Origin of the sequence: Pseudobacter ginsenosidimutans, assembly GCF_007970185.1 — a bacterium.
Classification (GTDB): domain Bacteria; phylum Bacteroidota; class Bacteroidia; order Chitinophagales; family Chitinophagaceae; genus Pseudobacter; species Pseudobacter ginsenosidimutans.
This window is the reverse complement of the sequence record NZ_CP042431.1, coordinates 7408454-7425310: the sequence shown is the minus strand read 5'-3', so window position 1 is coordinate 7425310 and position 16857 is coordinate 7408454. Positions and strand designations below refer to the sequence as shown.

At 47.9% G+C, this 16857-nt stretch carries 20 protein-coding genes; 13 read left to right on the top strand and 7 right to left on the bottom strand.

The genetic code is table 11. The features are described from left to right. Window positions 1–4: 4 nt before the first annotated feature. From FSB84_RS29135 to FSB84_RS29130, 3 genes are read left to right on the top strand one after another with little or no spacing between them, the layout of a single operon-like run. The gene (locus FSB84_RS29135) at window positions 5–997 is read left to right on the top strand and encodes an RsmB/NOP family class I SAM-dependent RNA methyltransferase (protein ID WP_225979924.1); all 993 of its coding nucleotides are present in this window, start codon (window positions 5–7) and stop codon (window positions 995–997) included. Then, on the top strand, window positions 997–1401 hold the full coding sequence (locus tag FSB84_RS31325; protein WP_225979923.1) for a methyltransferase RsmF C-terminal domain-like protein: 405 nt from the start codon (window positions 997–999) through the stop codon (window positions 1399–1401). The genes FSB84_RS29135 and FSB84_RS31325 overlap by 1 nt, the downstream gene beginning before the upstream one ends. Window positions 1402–1439: 38 nt before the next feature. Further along, window positions 1440–2480 (top strand): LysM peptidoglycan-binding domain-containing protein, encoded by a 1041-nt coding sequence (locus FSB84_RS29130; protein WP_130543976.1) that lies wholly within the window; start codon window positions 1440–1442, stop codon window positions 2478–2480. 10 nt (window positions 2481–2490) lie between these two features. Here FSB84_RS29130 and fmt read toward each other — a convergent pair whose 3' ends face one another. Next, window positions 2491–3426, bottom strand: a complete 936-nt coding sequence (gene fmt / locus FSB84_RS29125; RefSeq protein ID WP_225979922.1) for a methionyl-tRNA formyltransferase — start codon at window positions 3424–3426, stop codon at window positions 2491–2493. 145 nt (window positions 3427–3571) lie between these two features. Between fmt and FSB84_RS29120 the strand changes: the two genes are divergently transcribed. After that, complete coding sequence (locus FSB84_RS29120) at window positions 3572–4399, top strand: universal stress protein (protein WP_130543975.1); 828 nt, start codon at window positions 3572–3574, stop codon at window positions 4397–4399. Here the strand turns inward: FSB84_RS29120 and FSB84_RS29115 are convergent, their stop codons facing one another. Then, a complete protein-coding gene (locus FSB84_RS29115; RefSeq protein WP_130543974.1) occupies window positions 4400–5686 on the bottom strand; it encodes an exo-beta-N-acetylmuramidase NamZ family protein in 1287 nt (428 codons plus the stop codon). Window positions 5687–5831: 145 nt separating this feature from the next. Between FSB84_RS29115 and FSB84_RS29110 the strand changes: the two genes are divergently transcribed. Beyond that, window positions 5832–6284 (top strand): FKBP-type peptidyl-prolyl cis-trans isomerase, encoded by a 453-nt coding sequence (locus FSB84_RS29110; protein WP_130543973.1) that lies wholly within the window; start codon window positions 5832–5834, stop codon window positions 6282–6284. Window positions 6285–6380: 96 nt separating this feature from the next. Continuing rightward, on the top strand, window positions 6381–6998 hold the full coding sequence (locus tag FSB84_RS29105) for a hypothetical protein (protein ID WP_130543972.1): 618 nt from the start codon (window positions 6381–6383) through the stop codon (window positions 6996–6998). Window positions 6999–7009: 11 nt separating this feature from the next. Here FSB84_RS29105 and FSB84_RS29100 read toward each other — a convergent pair whose 3' ends face one another. Continuing rightward, complete coding sequence (locus FSB84_RS29100) at window positions 7010–7858, bottom strand: CPBP family intramembrane glutamic endopeptidase (RefSeq protein ID WP_158644169.1); 849 nt, start codon at window positions 7856–7858, stop codon at window positions 7010–7012. 38 nt (window positions 7859–7896) lie between these two features. Between FSB84_RS29100 and pepT the strand changes: the two genes are divergently transcribed. Next, complete coding sequence (gene pepT / locus FSB84_RS29095) at window positions 7897–9153, top strand: peptidase T (protein ID WP_130543970.1); 1257 nt, start codon at window positions 7897–7899, stop codon at window positions 9151–9153. Here pepT and FSB84_RS29090 read toward each other — a convergent pair. Beyond that, a complete protein-coding gene (locus FSB84_RS29090) occupies window positions 9150–10124 on the bottom strand; it encodes a YpdA family putative bacillithiol disulfide reductase (RefSeq protein WP_130543969.1) in 975 nt (324 codons plus the stop codon). The genes pepT and FSB84_RS29090 overlap by 4 nt on opposite strands. 83 nt (window positions 10125–10207) lie before the next feature. On the opposite strand from FSB84_RS29090, the gene FSB84_RS29085 reads away from it, so the two are divergent. The 3 genes from FSB84_RS29085 (at window position 10208) to FSB84_RS29075 (ending at window position 12358) form a co-directional block, all read left to right on the top strand. After that, complete coding sequence (locus tag FSB84_RS29085; protein ID WP_130543968.1) at window positions 10208–11140, top strand: SPFH domain-containing protein; 933 nt, start codon at window positions 10208–10210, stop codon at window positions 11138–11140. An 87-nt stretch (window positions 11141–11227) separates the two neighbouring features. Further along, a complete protein-coding gene (locus tag FSB84_RS29080; protein ID WP_130543967.1) occupies window positions 11228–11926 on the top strand; it encodes a MotA/TolQ/ExbB proton channel family protein in 699 nt (232 codons plus the stop codon). A 33-nt stretch (window positions 11927–11959) separates the two neighbouring features. Continuing rightward, a complete protein-coding gene (locus tag FSB84_RS29075) occupies window positions 11960–12358 on the top strand; it encodes an ExbD/TolR family protein (RefSeq protein ID WP_130543966.1) in 399 nt (132 codons plus the stop codon). Here FSB84_RS29075 and prmC read toward each other — a convergent pair. Further along, window positions 12345–13208 (bottom strand): peptide chain release factor N(5)-glutamine methyltransferase, encoded by an 864-nt coding sequence (gene prmC, locus FSB84_RS29070; RefSeq protein ID WP_130543965.1) that lies wholly within the window; start codon window positions 13206–13208, stop codon window positions 12345–12347. The two genes, FSB84_RS29075 and prmC, sit on opposite strands and share 14 nt — an antisense overlap. A 75-nt stretch (window positions 13209–13283) precedes the next feature. Here prmC and ribD point away from each other — a divergent pair, with 75 nt between their 5' ends. From ribD to FSB84_RS29055, 3 genes are read left to right on the top strand one after another with little or no spacing between them, the layout of a single operon-like run. Next, entirely contained in the window at window positions 13284–14360 is a 1077-nt protein-coding gene (ribD, locus tag FSB84_RS29065; RefSeq protein WP_225979921.1) for a bifunctional diaminohydroxyphosphoribosylaminopyrimidine deaminase/5-amino-6-(5-phosphoribosylamino)uracil reductase RibD, read from the top strand. Continuing rightward, complete coding sequence (locus FSB84_RS29060) at window positions 14357–14974, top strand: IMPACT family protein (RefSeq protein ID WP_225979920.1); 618 nt, start codon at window positions 14357–14359, stop codon at window positions 14972–14974. Before ribD ends, FSB84_RS29060 begins: the two co-directional genes overlap by 4 nt. A gap of 23 nt (window positions 14975–14997) precedes the next feature. Further along, window positions 14998–15741, top strand: a complete 744-nt coding sequence (locus FSB84_RS29055) for a hypothetical protein (protein WP_130543964.1) — start codon at window positions 14998–15000, stop codon at window positions 15739–15741. Here FSB84_RS29055 and FSB84_RS29050 read toward each other — a convergent pair. Next, window positions 15738–16424, bottom strand: a complete 687-nt coding sequence (locus FSB84_RS29050; protein ID WP_130543963.1) for a DUF1361 domain-containing protein — start codon at window positions 16422–16424, stop codon at window positions 15738–15740. The genes FSB84_RS29055 and FSB84_RS29050 overlap by 4 nt on opposite strands. Then, entirely contained in the window at window positions 16421–16798 is a 378-nt protein-coding gene (locus FSB84_RS29045) for a diacylglycerol kinase family protein (protein ID WP_130543962.1), read from the bottom strand. Before FSB84_RS29045 ends, FSB84_RS29050 begins: the two co-directional genes overlap by 4 nt. Window positions 16799–16857: the final 59 nt, after the last annotated feature.

Sequence of the window (16857 nt, the reverse complement as noted above, 5' to 3'; positions counted from 1 at the left end):
TGATATGGATTTACCGGTTGCGTTACTGCAATCGCTGGAAGGAGTGCCCGGCTATCACCGGGAAGCATTTGAAGCCGTTCACCGCTCGGGTGAACAGGTGACCTCCGTTCGCGTCAATCCGGCCAAAGCTTCTTTGCTGGCCGGTGGACTGGAAACTTATCGGATAAGCCTGCCCGTGAGTGGGAAGATCCCCTGGACAGACAATGGCTACTATCTTCAGGAACGTCCTTTCTTTACATTCGATCCTTTATTGCATGCGGGCGCCTACTATGTGCAGGAGGCCAGCAGTATGTTTGTGGAGCAGGCCATGCGGCAAACGCTCGATCTGAACCAGTCATTGCGTGTGCTGGATGGTTGTGCTGCGCCTGGAGGCAAAAGCACGCACCTGCAATCACTGATCTCTGCAGATAGTTTGCTGGTGAGCAATGAGGTGATCAAATCACGCGCTTCCATCCTGGAAGAGAATCTCGTGAAATGGGGTGGGGCGAATGTAATGGTGACCAACAATGATCCCGCTGATTTCAGTTCCCTCGAAAATTTCTTCGACGTGCTGGTGATCGATGCGCCCTGCAGCGGTAGCGGATTGTTCCGGCGCGAGCCCGAAGCCATTGCTGAGTGGAGCCCTCATGCTGTGCAGCTCTGCAGCCAGCGGCAGCAGCGCATCCTGGCCGATTATTATCCATCGCTTGCTGAAGATGGCACCCTTATTTATTCCACCTGTTCTTATTCACAAGAAGAAGATGAACAGATCATCGACTGGTTACTGAATAATTTTGAACTGGAATCACTGCCTTTGCAATTACAGGCGGATTGGAATATTGTGGAAGTACAATCGCCGGAAAGAAAAGGATCTGGTTACCGGTTCTTTCCTGATCAGGTGAAGGGCGAAGGATTTTTCCTTGCCGCTTTCCGGAAAAAAGACGGGGGCAATTCCATTACCGTGCTCCGAAGAAGCCTAAAGTACAAAAAGCGTCCAAAGGCGAAGTGGCGGCCGTAATGCCCTGGCTGAATCAGGACGCGGGCATTCAGCTGTGGAAACAACAGGAACAATTGCTGGCATTCCCTGCATTATTGGAACAGGAATTGCTGGTGGTTGCTGACAATTTATACGTGCGTCATGCCGGGATCACCGTTGGAAAACTGGCCGGGCAGCAACTGGTGCCCGATCATTCGCTGGCGATGAGCACACTGCTGCATCCTTCAACTGTTGCGGTATCGTTAAAAAAGGAGGATGCCCTGCAATATTTGAGAAAGGAACAAGTTATTTTATCGGACGCTCCCACTGGATGGGCATTGGTGAAATATGAAAATCTGCCATTGGGCTGGGTGAAGGTCCTGCCCAACAGGGTAAACAATTATTATCCTTCCAACTGGCGGATCCTGAAAAGCGGAAGCAATTAAAATATTCTACATTTGCACGGTTACGAAACAAGCAAGCTATGACAAGCATCAGCCGATTTCTTTTGATCTGTGGTCTTTTTTTGGTTCAGTTTGTATCTGCTCAGAGCCCGCTGGTAGTGCATGGAGCTACACCTCAGTTGTATCTCACGCATACAGTAGCAGCCAAAGAGAACTGGTACAGTGTGGGACGTATCTATAACCAGAGCCCGAAAGAGATGGCGCCGTTCAATGGTCTCAGTATGGAAAAACCACTGGCCATTGGCCAGGTGCTGAAGATCCCGCTTACAGACATGAACTATACACTTGATGGCGCCAAAGCCTCCGATGAAGTATTGGTGCCTGTTCATCACGTGGTGGCAGATAAAGAATGGATGTATCGAATCAGCATTGGTCATAACAAAGTGCCGATCGCTAATCTTGAAAAATGGAATAATGTAACGAATGATCAGCTCCGTGCCGGCATGAAGCTGATTGTAGGATATCTCAAAGTAAAAACCGGCCAGAGTCCGCTGGTGGCAATGGCAACCAATAAACCGGTGACCAGCGCCGAGCCCATCGCTAAAACCGACCCTCCGGCGCAGCCTGCACCAGTGAAAGATGTAGCCATAACAACTCCTCCTCCTTCCAAACCAAACCAGCCGATTGATATACCTGGTCCAAAGGCTGAACCAGTGAAGACAGAGCCTGTGAAGACAGAACCGGTTAAGGAAGAACCGAAAGCAACAGCACCAGCCACTGCTGAACCTGCTCCCGGCAACAGCGGTCCCGTTAACTTCAAAGGAGGTTATTTCAGGAGTAATTTCAACAATACCGGCAAAGGAACTTCAGGCAATGCTGCTATCTTCCGCAGTAACAGCGGATGGAAAGATGGTAAATACTATGCGCTGATGAATAATGTACCTGTTGGTACCATCGTGAAAGTATCTTTCTCTTCTACCAATAAAACCGTCTACGCAAAAGTATTGGGACAAATGCCCGAGATGAAGGAGAACATCGGATTGAACCTCAGGCTCAGTGATGCAGCAGCCACAGAGCTGGGAGCTACTATCGGAAAGTTCTATGTGAATGTGGAGTGGTAGGAGTTGCCTGTTAAAACCGGAACCCCCGCAAGAAATCTTCCACAAGCATTCTTTTTTTCCCTTCCAGCTGCATTTCCAGCACATGGATATATCCGTCTGCTGCTGCGAATTTCAAAAACGTTTTGTGATCTGTCAGCACTGCTCCGGGATGCAGTGAAGGTTCGCCATGTTCTTTCTTTGCCTGGAAAATTTTCAGGGTCTTATCCTGCAAATAAGTAAAGGCAGTAGGGTAGGGCGACAATCCCCGGATCAGGTTATACACCTGATCTACCGGTAACGACCAGTCGATTTTCTGTGTTTCCGTGAAAAGTTTGGGAGCATGTTTGAGTTCCACTCCTTCGGCTGCCTGTTCCTGTGGTAATGGGCGGATGGTTCCTGCGGCCAGTTCCTGCACTGTTCTCACCAGCAGGTCAGCGCCGATATTCTTCATCGTATCGTGTACGTCTCCGGCAGTATCTGTTTCATTGATGGCGAATTTTTCCTGCAGCAGGATATTGCCTGTATCAATTGCGTGCTGCAGTTGAAAAGTAGTAACGCCCGTATAGGCCTCACCGTTGATCACAGCCCAGTTGATTGGCGCTGCGCCGCGGTACTGCGGCAATAAAGAACCGTGCAGGTTCACGGTGCCCATGGGGGGCATATCCCAGACTATTTCAGGTAGCATGCGAAAAGCTACAACGATCTGTATATCGGCTTCCAGTGCGCGCAATGCTTCCAGGAATTGAGGATCGCGGAGCTTTTCCGGCTGGAGAAGGTTCAGGCCCCGTTCGGCTGCATATTTCTTTACTGCACTTTCGGTGAGTTTCATGCCTCTGCCCGCTGGTTTGTCCGGAGCCGTTACCACACCCACGATATTGCCTCCTGCCTGTACCAGCGCATCCAGCGATGCTACTGCAAACTCAGGCGTTCCCATAAAAATGATGCGGAGGTCTTTAAATGATTTCATGATATATCGAGTTTTAAAATGAGCTGTTCAGATTTGCCCGGGACTTCGTAAATTGGAGTAGCAAAGATGCATTCCTTTTTTTAATATTCAGGTAATCTGATTCCCTTAGCTTCGTCTGCCCTCTCATTTTTAAAAAATCAGCTTCATGAAATCCATTCTCTTACTGACCGATTTTTCCGATAATGCATTTCTTGCAGCAGAGTACGCCTGTATGCTTGCCAAAAAATGGAAAACAGAACATCTGCTGATCTTTTATGCCGATCAGGCAAACACTGCGCTGGAAAGCATGCCAACGGTTGCAGCGGGCAGGGAGGAATTGCGCAACGAAACCATCCACACGTTGGAAGTATGGCAGGATTCACTCCGTCAGTTGGCAGGGCCTGGTATTGAAGTGAGCTTTCTTATGGAAGACACTATCCTCGAAAGCAGGATCAATCGCATTTGCGAAGAGAAAATGATCGACCTCGTGGTGATGGGCATCACCGGAAGAACAGGTATGGAAAAATTACTGATCGGCAGCAATGCGATCCGCGTCATGGGAAATATCCGTTATCCTTTGCTGATCGTGCCTTCTGAAACTGTGGTGGAATATCCGCATAAAGTAGTGCTGGCTACAGACCTGAAAGATGTAAGGGAAAAAATGGACACACCTCTGTTGTTGAAAGTACTCGATACATTGGGATCGGACCTCCTGGTGGTGAACGTGAGTCAGGCAGAAGGCGATGTAACCGGGCTCAGGGACCAGATCGGCGATACACATTCGCTGCTCGACAAATACCACGCAACATATCATTACATAAGCGATCCTGATATCGTAACAGGCATCAATGATTTCACCAGTGAAAAAGAAGCAGGGCTGATCATCGCACTGCACCGTCACCAAAATGGCCTGGCTGCCATCTTCAGGAAAAGTGTATCCAAAAGACTGGCATGGCATAGTTCTATCCCGGTAATGGTATTGCCTGTTTCCTAATCAGAGATCTGAATAGATCAGGTATTTCTTCCTGATATACTTGAACTCTTTCAGGCCGGGTTCCCAACTGGCGCGGATCTGTTCTTCCGTCTTTCCCTCTTTCAATTGTTGTTGCAGATCGGCATTGCCTGCCAGTTTATTGAAGAATGCCCCTTTATTGAGAAAGAAGGAATCCTTTTTGGGGAACAGACGGTATGCTTCGAGTAACCATTTCAGTTGTATCCTGCCATCGATCTGTTTTAATATTTCTTCAGGTGATCCTTCGATCTCCCATCCATAGCAGAGCTGGTCTTTCAGCTTCGGATTACCCGCTCCCGGCACACCCTTTGGCGTAAAGCTTTTCAGTGAAGATGGAAGTGCGGGGTGCCCGAATATTCTGAATGGCATCGGCGTACCCCGTCCTTCGCTCAATGTGGTGCCTTCAAAGAAGCAGGTGCTGGGATAACAATAGATGCTTTGAATATCCGGCAGGTTGGGAGAGGGTTTCACGGGAAGGATATATTTCTGGCTATGCCTGTAATTGAGGCAGGGGAGGATCATCATCTTCAGTTTTTCTTTGCTTTGAAGAAAAGCAATAAGATCCTTATGATTGTTGAACTCTTTTACTGCTGCGTTGCCCGGATTGAATTTTCCTTTTATCCATTTTTGCCCAACCAGCATTTTTGCATATTCCCCGATGGTCATGCCATACACTACAGGAACAGGTTGCATACCCACGAAGGAGCGGAATGCTGTGTCCAGTACAGGGCCATCTACATAAAAACCATTGGGATTGGGCCTGTCTAGTACCAGCAGCGGCTTACCATTTTCAAAGGCGGCGATCATATATTCTTCCAGTGAGGAAATATAAGTGTAGAATCTGGTTCCCACATCCTGGATATCGAAGACCATCAGGTCAACATTTTTAAGATCTTCCGCGGATGGGCGGCGTTTGGAACCATAGAGTGATACCACGGGAATGCCCGTTTTTTTATCTTTATAATTACTGACTTTTTCCCCTGCATCTGCAGTGCCCCTGAATCCATGCTCAGGTCCGAATACAACGGAAATCCTGAAGCCCTTGCTGTGGAGGAGGTCTACCAGGTTCACTCCTTTTACCTGTGAAGTATGATTGGCGAAGATGGCGAGCCTTTTCCCCTTCAACTGTGAAAGCAGGGCCGGAACTCTTTCTGCGCCTGTGATAATATTATTGATATCATCCGGTCTTACGCCCCAGGCAGGGTCCTGGGCTGCAACTGAAATGGCTGACGCAATGAAAACCAGCAATACGTTGAGAATTCGCTTCATACTTTGGCTTCTTTTAGGTTCTCAAAGATAGTCCAAACTCCGGGCCGGAACCCGAACATGAGCCTGAAATGCCCTGTAATTCCGATTTGGCAAGGCAGGATAATTCCTGTTACTTTGTACCTATACCTTAAAAATCTTTACTGTTATGCAACAAGCTAAAAACGGCGATACTGTAAAAGTGCATTATCATGGTCGTTTAACTGATGGAACCACTTTCGATTCTTCTGAAGGCAGGGAGCCATTGGAATTCCAGGTAGGCACCGGCTCAGTGATTGCCGGGTTCGACCAGGGTGTTGAAGGAATGAGCATCGGTGAAAAGAAGACTATCAATATTCCGGTTGAACAGGCTTACGGTCCGAAAGACCCGGGAATGATCGTTGAGTTCCCTATTGCTAACTTCCCTCCCGATATGAAACCCGAACCAGGCATGCACCTGAATATGACTAACGGAGCAGGACAAGTGATTCCTGTAGTGATCACAGGTGTTGGCGCAGACACTGTTACCCTGGATGCCAACCATCCGCTCGCAGGTCAGGACCTCGTGTTCGACATCGAGCTGGTAGCTATTGACAGCCCTTCCCGCATCATTATGCCCTAAGCATTCCTGTTGTGGAATGCTGCAATAAAACATAGTAAAAACCCGGTATTGACAAATACCGGGTTTTTTTATAGTTTGGCGGCAAAGTTAATCCCTATGAAAGCCCTCAAAAAGCTGAGCATCTCTTTGTGCATTTGCCTCATTTCTTTCGCCGCATTTTCCCAGGATACGGCTTCTATTTCCAGGAAAGCAAAATTCTATGCAGACAGCATGATGCGTTCTTACTTCTACGAGAACTGGGAAGCATTTCACAATCTCACCACTTATTCGGCCGTAAAATATTACGGTGGTAAAGATGCTTATAAAGAGCATTTCAAAACCATGTACTATCACAATGAGCCCAATAAGGACGTGGACAAACCCGAGCAAACATCCATGATCACCCTCATGAACAAGGGAACGGATGAATGGCAATGTGTACTGGAGAAGATCAGGTATACACAGATGGAAGAACGAAAATGCCGCATCTATTCCTACCTGGTAGGTCAGTCGAAAGATGATGGTGAAACCTGGACATTCGTTGATGCAGGACAGAATTCAGAGAAGAACATCATTTACATTTTTCCCGATGTGTTTGGCACGCTGGCAATTCCTGAATACAGGATCGTGTATGCCGATGTGGAAGCTGCTGAAGCAGAAGCCAAAGCCAGGGCAGAAGCAGCCGCTGCCGCAAAATCCACAACGCCTAAAAAGCCTGCACCAAAAAAGAAATAATGGAAAGAAATCTACGCTTCAGCTGATTTTCTTTTTTCAAAGGCAAGATACAGCAGCAGGATCGCTGTGAGTAACAGGAATGTTGCCATCAGCGATCCTTCAAATCCGAATTTATCACCGGTCAGCAATGGATTGCCACTCAGCTCCACCTGTAGAACGCCGGGAATGCCCAGCCCGCTTACTTCATAGCCAAGTACAGGTCCCTGCAGGAAATTCCATCCGAAATGAAAAAAGATGGAAAACCATAAATTCCTGGTATATACATAATTCAATCCCAGCAGAAATCCTGCCAGGAGAAGGTTCAGTATCGCTGCAAAGCTGATCCCCGCATTGCTCATATGCACCAGTGCAAACAATACGGCAGAAATCGCCAGTGCATTCCATTTGTTTTTACTCACTTCAAGGAGGTTGCCTAATATATAGCCCCTGAACACCAGCTCTTCGGAGAAGGCCACCAGGATCATCAGACCAAGGCCGATGAAGAAATAATATGGATCGAAGGAATAATCTGCCCAGTGCAGATTGCCATTGGCGTATAATAACAGTGATCCGCAACCGAGCATCGCGATGGACAACAGAAGCCCCACCCAGCCGTCTTTACTGAAGGGCGTTAGTCCCAGGCTTTGTATTGAACGCCTGTCTGCATAGATCCTGAACACCGCCACCAGGAAGAGACTTACCAAAGAAGTGATGGCTACCAGCTGCAGCATGGTGGCAGGTGTCAGCTGCAGGTTCACCCGGCCGGTAATCACCAATGTTGCCAGCAGTACGCCCAGCAGCACCACGCAGAAAATATATGACAGGAGAAAAACTGTAACCCTGACCCAACCGTTGGGAATAGCTGGTAATCGTTCCATCATCTGTAGGTAATTATATATCTTGCCAAAAATACAATTCCATGTTCGATAAGTATTCATTTACTGTGAGGGAAAAATTTCTGCGTTATGTGACGATCGACACCCAGAGCGATCCGCATTCCAAAACATCTCCCAGCACCGAAAAGCAGTTTACCCTGAGCCGCCTGCTGGCAAAGGAGCTCCAGGCCATGGGCATTGCTGATGCTTCGGTGGATCTCCACGGTTATGTATACGCCACCATTCCTTCCAATTCCGAGAAAAAGGTGCCCGTGATCTGCTTCTGTTCGCATGTAGACACGGCGCCGGATTGCACCGGAGCAGGGGTGAAGCCCATCGTTCATGAGAATTATTCAGGTGCAGACATCGTGCTGCCCGATGATCCCACGCAGGTGATCACCACCAGGGAACATCCCTATCTTTCTAAAAAGATCGGGGAAGACATCATCACCGCGTCAGGCACTACTTTGCTGGGAGCAGATGATAAGGCCGGCGTGGCCGTGATCATGGATATGGCCAATTACCTTATCACCCATCCCGAAGTGAAACACGGTGCTATCCGTATTCTCTTCACCACTGATGAAGAGATCGGCAGGGGCGTGGATCATGTGAATATGGAACAGCTCGGCGCAGAATTCGGTTATACGCTGGATGCAGGTGAACGTGGTGTGGTGGAGGATGAAACCTTTTCCGCAGATGCCATCACATTTACTTTCTACGGCGTGAGTGCGCATCCGGGTTATGGTAAAGACAAGCTGGTGAATGCCATCAAAGTGGCTTCTGCCTTTATCGATTCCTTACCCAAGGATGAGCTGAGCCCTGAAACCACCGATGGCCGATATGGCTTTGTGCATCCCGTGCATATAGAAGGTATCGGTGAGAAAGTGACGGTGGAATTCATTCTCCGCGATTTCGTTACAGGCAAGCTCACTGCCTATGCTGATTATCTCCGCGATAAAGCGAATGATGCGTTGAAAATCTTTCCTGGCGCTCGTGTAGATGTACAGGTGCGGGAGCAATACCGTAACATGAAAGAAGTGCTGGACCAGTATCCGCAGGTGGCAGCATTTGCGAAGGAAGCTGTTGAGCGTGCAGGCATGGAAGTGATTGCCAGCAGCGCCCGCGGCGGCACAGACGGTTCCAGGCTGAGCTTCATGGGACTGCCCTGCCCGAATCTTTTCACTGGTGAAATGGCTTTTCATGGCAAGCATGAATATGTAAGTGTGCAGGATATGGAGAAAGCTGTGGAAATGACTGTGCACCTGGCCGCGATCTGGGAAGAAAAAGGGAGTATTGCTTAGGAGACTGCTTTCTCTTTTATTGCATCGATGATCTTACTGGCATGCACACGCGAATTCTCGATGAACCATACATGTGTGTTCATGCCTCCGCATACTACACCGGCCAGATAGATGCCCGGCATATTCGACTCCATCGTGTTTGGGTTGTAATCAGGTTGCCGGACGGCATCTTCGGATAATCTTATCCCTGACTGCTGCAATAGCTGGAAGTCTGGCTGGTAGCCCGTCATAGCGATCACATAATCATTTTGAATGGTGACCACACCGTCCGGTGTTTGAATATCTACTGTTGTCTCTCTTATTTCTTTTACGGAGGAGTTGAAGAAGGCGTTGACGCTGCCTTCTTTAATCCGGTTCTCGATATCAGGTTTCACCCAGTATTTCACGCGTTTGCCGATACTGTTCTCGCGTATCACCATCGTTACTGCTGCTCCTTTTCGATAAGTTTCCAGCGCGGCATCCACGGCAGAGTTGTTGGCGCCCACTACTACCACGCGTTGCATGGCATAGAAATGCGGGTCTTTGTAGTAATGCGTTACTTTGGGAAGCTCTTCTCCCGGAACATGCATCAGAACGGGAATATCATAGAAGCCTGTTGCGAGTATGACATAACTGGAGCTGTAACTGTTCTTGCTGGTGGCTACCGCATAACCGTTGCTGATTTGGCGGATACCTGTTACTTTTTCCTGGAGCTGGATGTGCACCTGGTTGCTGGTGGCTACACGGCGGTAATACTCCAGCGCTTCCGGCCTGGTGGGCTTTACATTGTTGGAAACGAAGGGAATGCCTCCGATCTCGATCTTCTCCGAAGTGGAAAAGAAGGTCATATTACTGGGATAATGATAGAGTGAATTCACCAGGCATCCCTTTTCGAGTATCACATAGCTCAGTCCTGCTTTTGCCGCTTCCAGTGCACAGGCCAGCCCGATAGGGCCTCCGCCAACGATAATGAGGTCAAACTGATTCTCCATAGCCGCGCTTGAGTTATTCCAAAGATACCCACCCGCTCTTTTCTCTGATCAAAAAAATGTATTTTGGCACAAATTTTTCCTTTATGCATCAAATCACACAATACTGGTATGTTCTGGTAATCCTGCTGATACTCTTTGCCGGATTGAAAACGATCAACCAGGGATATGTTGGCGTGATCACCATGTTCGGTAGATATCAACGTGTGATCAGACCAGGTTTAAGGTTCCTGATCCCATTCATCGAACAGATCAACCGCAGGGTAAGTGTGCAGAACCGCTCTGTTGAAATGGAATTCCAGGCAGTGACTGCAGACCAGGCCAACGTATATTTCAAGAGTATGCTTTTGTATGCTGTGCAGAACGATGATGAAGAAACCATAAAGAAAGTAGCATTCAAATTCCTCAGTGAGCGTGATCTGATGCAGGCGCTTACACGTACTATCGAAGGCACCATCCGTTCTTTTGTGGCTACGAAGAGGCAGGCGGAGATCCTCGGACTGCGCAAAGAGATCGTTGAATATGTAAAGGAACAGATCGATGTACTGCTGGAAACCTGGGGCTATCACCTGCTGGACCTGCAGATCAACGATATCACTTTCGATAAAGTGATCCTGGACTCCATGAGCAAAGTAGTGGCCAGTAATAACCTGAAAGCTGCTGCAGAGAATGAAGGACAGGCATTGCTGATCACCAAAACGAAATCTGCGGAAGCAGAAGGCAATGCCATCAAGATCGCTGCAGAAGCGGAAAGGCAGGCAGCACAATTGCGTGGTCAGGGTGTGGCACTCTTCCGCGAAGAAGTGGCCAAAGGTATGAGTCAGGCTGCTGAACAAATGAAGCAGGCAAATCTCGATACCAATGTGATCCTCTTCAGTATGTGGACCGAAGCCATCAAGAATTTTGCAGAAGTGGGCAAGGGTAATATCATTTTCCTCGATGGCAGCAGTGAAGGCATGCAAAAAACAATGGGGCAGATCATGGGTATGCTTCAAATGAAAGGCGGATCTGACAGGTAGATCATAACAATCTTTTAAGAAATATATAAACGGGTGCAATCGTTTTAGGCACGCATTTGTTTACATTTACAACTTAAACAAAACTGGATGAACTGGTTCTTTTTACAGATTGGCGCTACTGATACGGTGAAACAGACCGTAGGAGCGGTAACCGATGCTTCTCAACAGTCAATGAATGTGATGGACATGCTCACCAGGGGCGGTCCGCTGATGATCCCACTCGCTGCTTTGTTTGTTCTGGCTGTGTTCTTCTTTTTTGAAAGATGGCTCTCCATTCGCAAATCAAGCCATCTCGATCCCAACTTCATGAACATCATCCGCGACAATATCCTGAGCGGCAATGTGCAGTCTGCTCGTGCATTGGCCAGGAACACCGCCAATCCAGTGGCGCGTATGATCGATAAAGGATTGCAGCGCATCGGCAAACCCATCGACGCCATCGAGAAGAGCATGGAAAATGTGGGCAAGCTGGAAGTATACAAAATGGAGAAGAACCTTTCTGTACTATCACTCGTTTACGGTATCGCACCGATGTTCGGGTTCCTCGGAACCATCTTCGGTATGTTGCAGTTGTTCTACAATATCAATGCCTCCGGTGATTTCACGCCTGCACAGATTGCAGGTGGTATCTACACCAAGATGATCACTTCCGCTTCCGGTCTGATCATTGGTCTGCTGGCCTATGTTGGTTATAATTTCCTGAATGCACAGATCGACAAGAATGTGAACAGGATGGAAGCCGCCAGCTCAGAGTTCATCGATATTTTGCAGGAGCCCACGCGATAAACGCACTACTGCTGACAGCAAAAACAACAGCTCATGAATTTAAGAAGAAGATTACGATCACACCAGGAGTTACATGCAGGAGCGCTCAACGATATCCTGTTCATCCTCCTTTTCTTCTTCCTGATCGTTTCTACTATCGCCAATCCGAATATCGTTAAGGTAAATAATCCGAAAGGCACCAAGGACACCAAGGCCAAGCAACATATCACGGTTAGTATCGATAAGAACCAGAATTATTACCTGGGCACCAAACTGATCGATCCCATGCTGATAGATACCATGGTGAAGGCCGAGATCCTGAAGTTCAAGACGCATGTGGATACACCCGTAGTGGTGATCAATGCCGATACATCTGCTTATTTCGGGGAAGTGTTCCGCATTATGCGACTGGCCACCAGGGCCGGCGCCAAAACAGTGGCTAACGTGAAGTAAGCCCTGCCGCTTTTATCATTCTATCTTTTTCCTGCATATCACGCCTGAGCGTCACCCTGCCGAATCCTTTCTCCTGAAAGAGCGCCAGGGTGGCGGCCCCCAGGTCTTCATGGATCTCTGCATACACATCTCCGTCTTCTTTCAGTTTTTTTCCGGATAATTCTGCAATAGCCCTGTAAAAGGTGAGCGGATCATTATTGCTCACAAACAAAGCGAGGTGTGGTTCATGTTCCAGCACATTGGCATGCATGCTCTCCTTGTTGTGTTCAGGAATATAGGGAGGATTGGAAACGATGAGATCCACTTCAGGCAGTTGCTCCCAAAGTGAATCGTCTAAGATATTTTGTTGGATGAAATGAATTTCCGCTTCAAGATCAGCGGCATTTTTCCTTGCCACTTCCAGTGCGCCTGCGCTCACATCGCAACTGTATACGGTAGCCTGCGGCAATGCTTTTTTCAGGGCGATGGGAATACAGCCGCTGCCTGTGCCTATATCGAGTATGCGTAGTAGTTGCTGGTGCTGGTGTTCATTGATGATCCAGTCCACCAGTTCTTCTGTTTCAGGGCGGGGGATCAGAACATTTTCGTTTACATGGAAACGTAAGCCATGGAACCAGGATTCTCCCAGCACATATTGAACGGGGCGATGGCGGAGGAGGTCCGGGAGATGCTGATCGAATAAAGCCTTCTGATCCGTAGTCAGATGCTCCTGCTGGCGAACCAGTCTTGCGCTCCTGCTTAGTCCTGTAAGGCTTTCCAATACCCAATCGGCGATATTGGCGGCTTCCCTGTTTTCGTATACAGCAGCGAGTTGTAATTGGAGATATGCTCTGGCATCCTGGATGGTCATGGCGCAAAGTTAAGGTGTGCCGCGGGAAACCGTTATATTTGCAGGCGTTATCCAATCATCCCCTTAGTTTTTCTAATGCTGAACATCGCCGATCCATCCATAATGGTGCATGAGCGCTTCATGCAGCGCTGCCTTGAACTGGCCGTTCTGGGAGCAGGGCATGTTGCACCCAATCCCCTGGTGGGCGCGGTGTTGGTGCATAATGGAAGGATCATCGGAGAAGGGTACCATCAGCAATATGGAGGGCCGCATGCAGAAGTGAATTGCATCAATGCAGTGTCTGAAACAGACAAAGCCCTGATCAGTCAGTCCGTGATGTATGTGAGCCTGGAGCCTTGTGCGCATTATGGCAAAACGCCGCCCTGTGCAGATTTGCTGATTCGTCATAAAATTCCTTTGGTAGTGGTCGGCTGCCGTGATCCCTTTCCTGAAGTGGATGGCAAGGGCATAGAAAAAATGCGTGCAGCTGGCATCGATGTGATCCTGGGAATTTGTGAGGAGGATGCAAAGGAACTCAACAAAAGATTCTTTACATATCATACGGCTTATCGCCCTTATGTGATTTTGAAATGGGCGCAAACAGCTGATGGATTCATTGCCGGCATTCCCGGGGAACGTCTTTTGATCAGCAATGCGCTCACCAATCGATTTGTGCATCGCTGGCGCTCCGAAGAAGCGGCGATCCTGGTGGGCACCAATACTGCCATGCAGGACGATCCTCAACTGAATACGCGCTACTGGAATGGGCCTGATCCCATCCGGCTGGTGGTAGACATAGATCTTCGATTGCCGAAAACCCTGCAATTGTTCAACGATGGTTCAAAGACCATCGTGATCAATGCCATCAGACAGGGAGAAAAAAATGGAATTCAGTACATACAGATCGACAGGAAAAAAGAACTGGTGCCACAGATATTGAAGTGTTTGCACCAGCTTCGGATCAACAGTGTGCTGGTGGAAGGCGGCGCAGTTTTGCTGCAATCCTTCATCGATTCAGGATATTGGGACGAGGCCCGTGTGATCACCAACACAGCCCTCACAGCAGGAACAGGATTGCCTGCACCCAGGCTGCTGATGGCGGAATCGGTTTACACAGAACAAATTCTAACAGACATAATTCAGGTCTTTTCAAGACCGGTGGTATCATTATGACAACAATGATTGAGCAGGACTTCTATAGTACTATCGAAAAATCAGGCGTGGCCGAATTCAAAGACCGCGGCAGCAAATTTATCGCTTATGCTTTTCCGGTAGCATCAGTGGAGGATTTCAAGAAAAGGCTGGAGGATGTAAAGAAAGAACATCCCAAAGCCACTCACCATTGCTTTGCCTACCGGTTAGGGACAGACGGCAATACCTTTCGCGTCAGCGATGACGGAGAACCTTCCGGCACTGCCGGCAAGCCCATCCTGGGGCAGATAGACAGCAAACAGCTCACGGATACCTTGATTGTAGTAGTGCGTTATTTCGGTGGTACCCTGCTGGGAGTACCCGGACTGATCAATGCTTACAAAAGTGCAGCCTCCATGGTATTGCAGGTAACACCGGCCATTCAGAAAGCCATCGAAGCCAACTACACACTCACCTTCGATTACACGATGATGAACGATGTGATGATGATCGTAAAACAACTCAACTGCACCGTAATAGAGCAGGAAGCGATGCTGTTCTGCAAGCTGGTGATCGGAATCCCCAAAGCCAGAATGGAAGAGGCTTTGTACCGGTTTAAAGATATCAGGGGAGTGGAGGTAAGGAAGAATGCTTAAGTATTCAACTTCAAACTTTATTCATGACAGCGGAATTGAGATTAGCTGTTGAGCGTTTATACGAAGTCTTCTCTGTTTATCCGGGTGATATCAATATGTGCGTTAGTCCGTTGAAAGGTACCCCGGAAGAAATGAATGGCCTTCTTTTCAGCAAACCCCTTCGGGATTTAACCAATAACGATCTAAGTCTTTTTTCAACCAGCCTCCTTTATACCTGGGGCATGGAACCTGATCTCAAGCATTTCCTTCCCCGAATCCTTGAATTGACAGGTGAATTGGACTGTCCGGCTTTTGAAGTGGAAGTATTCTTCATCAAGTTTGAAATTGCTAAATGGCTTACCTGGCCTACAGAAGAGCGGGAAGCGATTACTCATTATCTTCTTTGTTTATGGAAAAATATCCTGGAAGAGCCGGTTCCGATATCCAGGGATGATTTTTTTCTTGAGTACTTCATTCCTATCGTTAAGATATATCCAGACTTACCTCAACTGCTTGCAACATGGGAAAAAGCAAGTAGTCCGGTTGCCACCAAGCGACTTACTGCATTGATCTATCAAGAATTTTCCTGGTTATTCAAGGGTGAAATGAAATGTTTTGATAAACAGATCAAGCCGGTACCGGAGTTGTCCGAATGGTTAAGAAGCGATGCTGTTCTGGAACGTTTCACAACTGCTTTTTTCACTCATGCTGATGATGAGGCATATACCGAGAACCTTTCATTTGTAGTAAGAACACTGGAATACGAAAGAAGTAAACAACAACCTTAACGTATCGCCTTACTCAACTGCTTCAACGTCACATACATGATGCCCATCAGCACTGCATAGCAGAGCACCATGCTCCAGGCGATCCTGTTCTCCACCGGATGCAATATCATTTCAAAAATATCAGCCATCAATACAAATGGGTTGGAAATGATATCCCAGGTATTGAAACGGAGGAATCTCCCGATATATACTCCCCAGGCATTGAGGAACATCACGGGCGCCATGAACCACCATTCGCGGATCTGCGGCACACGTACATGCCAGATCTTTTCCATTTGTCTTACACTCAATACTCCCATCATCACTCCATTCCAGGCGCAACTCAGGATCAGGGCGAGGTCGTACCAGCGCGGCATATTCGGGGTAGAGCCAAGGTGGAACAGATCTGTTATGATGTAGAAAGCATTCGGCATCCAGAACAGCCACAGCAGAAAAACAATGATGAATTTCATACGCGTGTTGATCAGGCGTGGTTCACGACTGATGGCCTTCGTAATGAGATAAGGCAATACGGCCAGGAAAAGATTCCAGACAAGAAAGAGATAAGTGAAATGACCTGTATAAATGATCCTGCCGGCAATCATGGCAATACTGAACAATACTGAAAGCGAAAGCGCTTTATCTATTTGCTCGGAAGGAATAAATCGGCGGATATTGAAGGCCGTTAGTTTCATAGTATTCATAAAAGGGCAATGATTTTTGGGATGAAAATAAATGCGCCGGCTACTACTGCAGTAAGCGCGGCAATCAGAACGGCTCCTGCTGCCAGGTCTTTGATGACGCCGATCTTTGGATGCTGTTCCGTGGATATGAAATCCATGATCCTTTCCACACAGGTGTTCAGTATCTCCGTTACCCAAACGAAACCCACGGCCATCACAATCACGATCCATTCCCAGCGCTCTATTTTTAACCATAAGCCCGCAATGATGATCACTGCTGTGGCTATCAGATGGATTATGGCATTGTGCTCATACCTGAGCAGGTTCCGTATACCCTTGAATGCATAACCGAAACTGTCGACCCTGGCCCGGAAAGAGAATTTTTCGTTGGTCATCGATAGTTGTTTAACAATGAGACCGGCTTGTTGAAAGCACTTTGTGTTGCAAAGTATGT

Excerpts from the sequence above, each read along its gene's own strand:
- FSB84_RS29090 (WP_130543969.1), bottom strand. The coding sequence starts at position 10,124 with ATGGAGAATCAGTTTGACCTCATTATCGTTGGCGGAGGCCCTATCGGG.
- FSB84_RS29080 (WP_130543967.1), top strand. The coding sequence starts at position 11,228 with ATGAACTGGTTCTTTTTACAGATTGGCGCTACTGATACGGTGAAACAG.
- fmt (WP_225979922.1), bottom strand. The coding sequence starts at position 3,426 with ATGAAATCATTTAAAGACCTCCGCATCATTTTTATGGGAACGCCTGAG.
- FSB84_RS29135 (WP_225979924.1), top strand. The coding sequence starts at position 5 with ATGGATTTACCGGTTGCGTTACTGCAATCGCTGGAAGGAGTGCCCGGC.
- FSB84_RS29100 (WP_158644169.1), bottom strand. The coding sequence starts at position 7,858 with ATGATGGAACGATTACCAGCTATTCCCAACGGTTGGGTCAGGGTTACA.
- FSB84_RS29085 (WP_130543968.1), top strand. The coding sequence starts at position 10,208 with ATGCATCAAATCACACAATACTGGTATGTTCTGGTAATCCTGCTGATA.
- FSB84_RS29130 (WP_130543976.1), top strand. The coding sequence starts at position 1,440 with ATGACAAGCATCAGCCGATTTCTTTTGATCTGTGGTCTTTTTTTGGTT.
- pepT (WP_130543970.1), top strand. The coding sequence starts at position 7,897 with ATGTTCGATAAGTATTCATTTACTGTGAGGGAAAAATTTCTGCGTTAT.
- FSB84_RS29050 (WP_130543963.1), bottom strand. The coding sequence starts at position 16,424 with ATGAATACTATGAAACTAACGGCCTTCAATATCCGCCGATTTATTCCT.
- FSB84_RS29045 (WP_130543962.1), bottom strand. The coding sequence starts at position 16,798 with ATGACCAACGAAAAATTCTCTTTCCGGGCCAGGGTCGACAGTTTCGGT.
- FSB84_RS29105 (WP_130543972.1), top strand. The coding sequence starts at position 6,381 with ATGAAAGCCCTCAAAAAGCTGAGCATCTCTTTGTGCATTTGCCTCATT.
- FSB84_RS29110 (WP_130543973.1), top strand. The coding sequence starts at position 5,832 with ATGCAACAAGCTAAAAACGGCGATACTGTAAAAGTGCATTATCATGGT.
- FSB84_RS29075 (WP_130543966.1), top strand. The coding sequence starts at position 11,960 with ATGAATTTAAGAAGAAGATTACGATCACACCAGGAGTTACATGCAGGA.
- FSB84_RS31325 (WP_225979923.1), top strand. The coding sequence starts at position 997 with ATGCCCTGGCTGAATCAGGACGCGGGCATTCAGCTGTGGAAACAACAG.
- FSB84_RS29115 (WP_130543974.1), bottom strand. The coding sequence starts at position 5,686 with ATGAAGCGAATTCTCAACGTATTGCTGGTTTTCATTGCGTCAGCCATT.
- FSB84_RS29055 (WP_130543964.1), top strand. The coding sequence starts at position 14,998 with ATGACAGCGGAATTGAGATTAGCTGTTGAGCGTTTATACGAAGTCTTC.
- prmC (WP_130543965.1), bottom strand. The coding sequence starts at position 13,208 with ATGACCATCCAGGATGCCAGAGCATATCTCCAATTACAACTCGCTGCT.
- FSB84_RS29060 (WP_225979920.1), top strand. The coding sequence starts at position 14,357 with ATGACAACAATGATTGAGCAGGACTTCTATAGTACTATCGAAAAATCA.
- ribD (WP_225979921.1), top strand. The coding sequence starts at position 13,284 with ATGCTGAACATCGCCGATCCATCCATAATGGTGCATGAGCGCTTCATG.
- FSB84_RS29120 (WP_130543975.1), top strand. The coding sequence starts at position 3,572 with ATGAAATCCATTCTCTTACTGACCGATTTTTCCGATAATGCATTTCTT.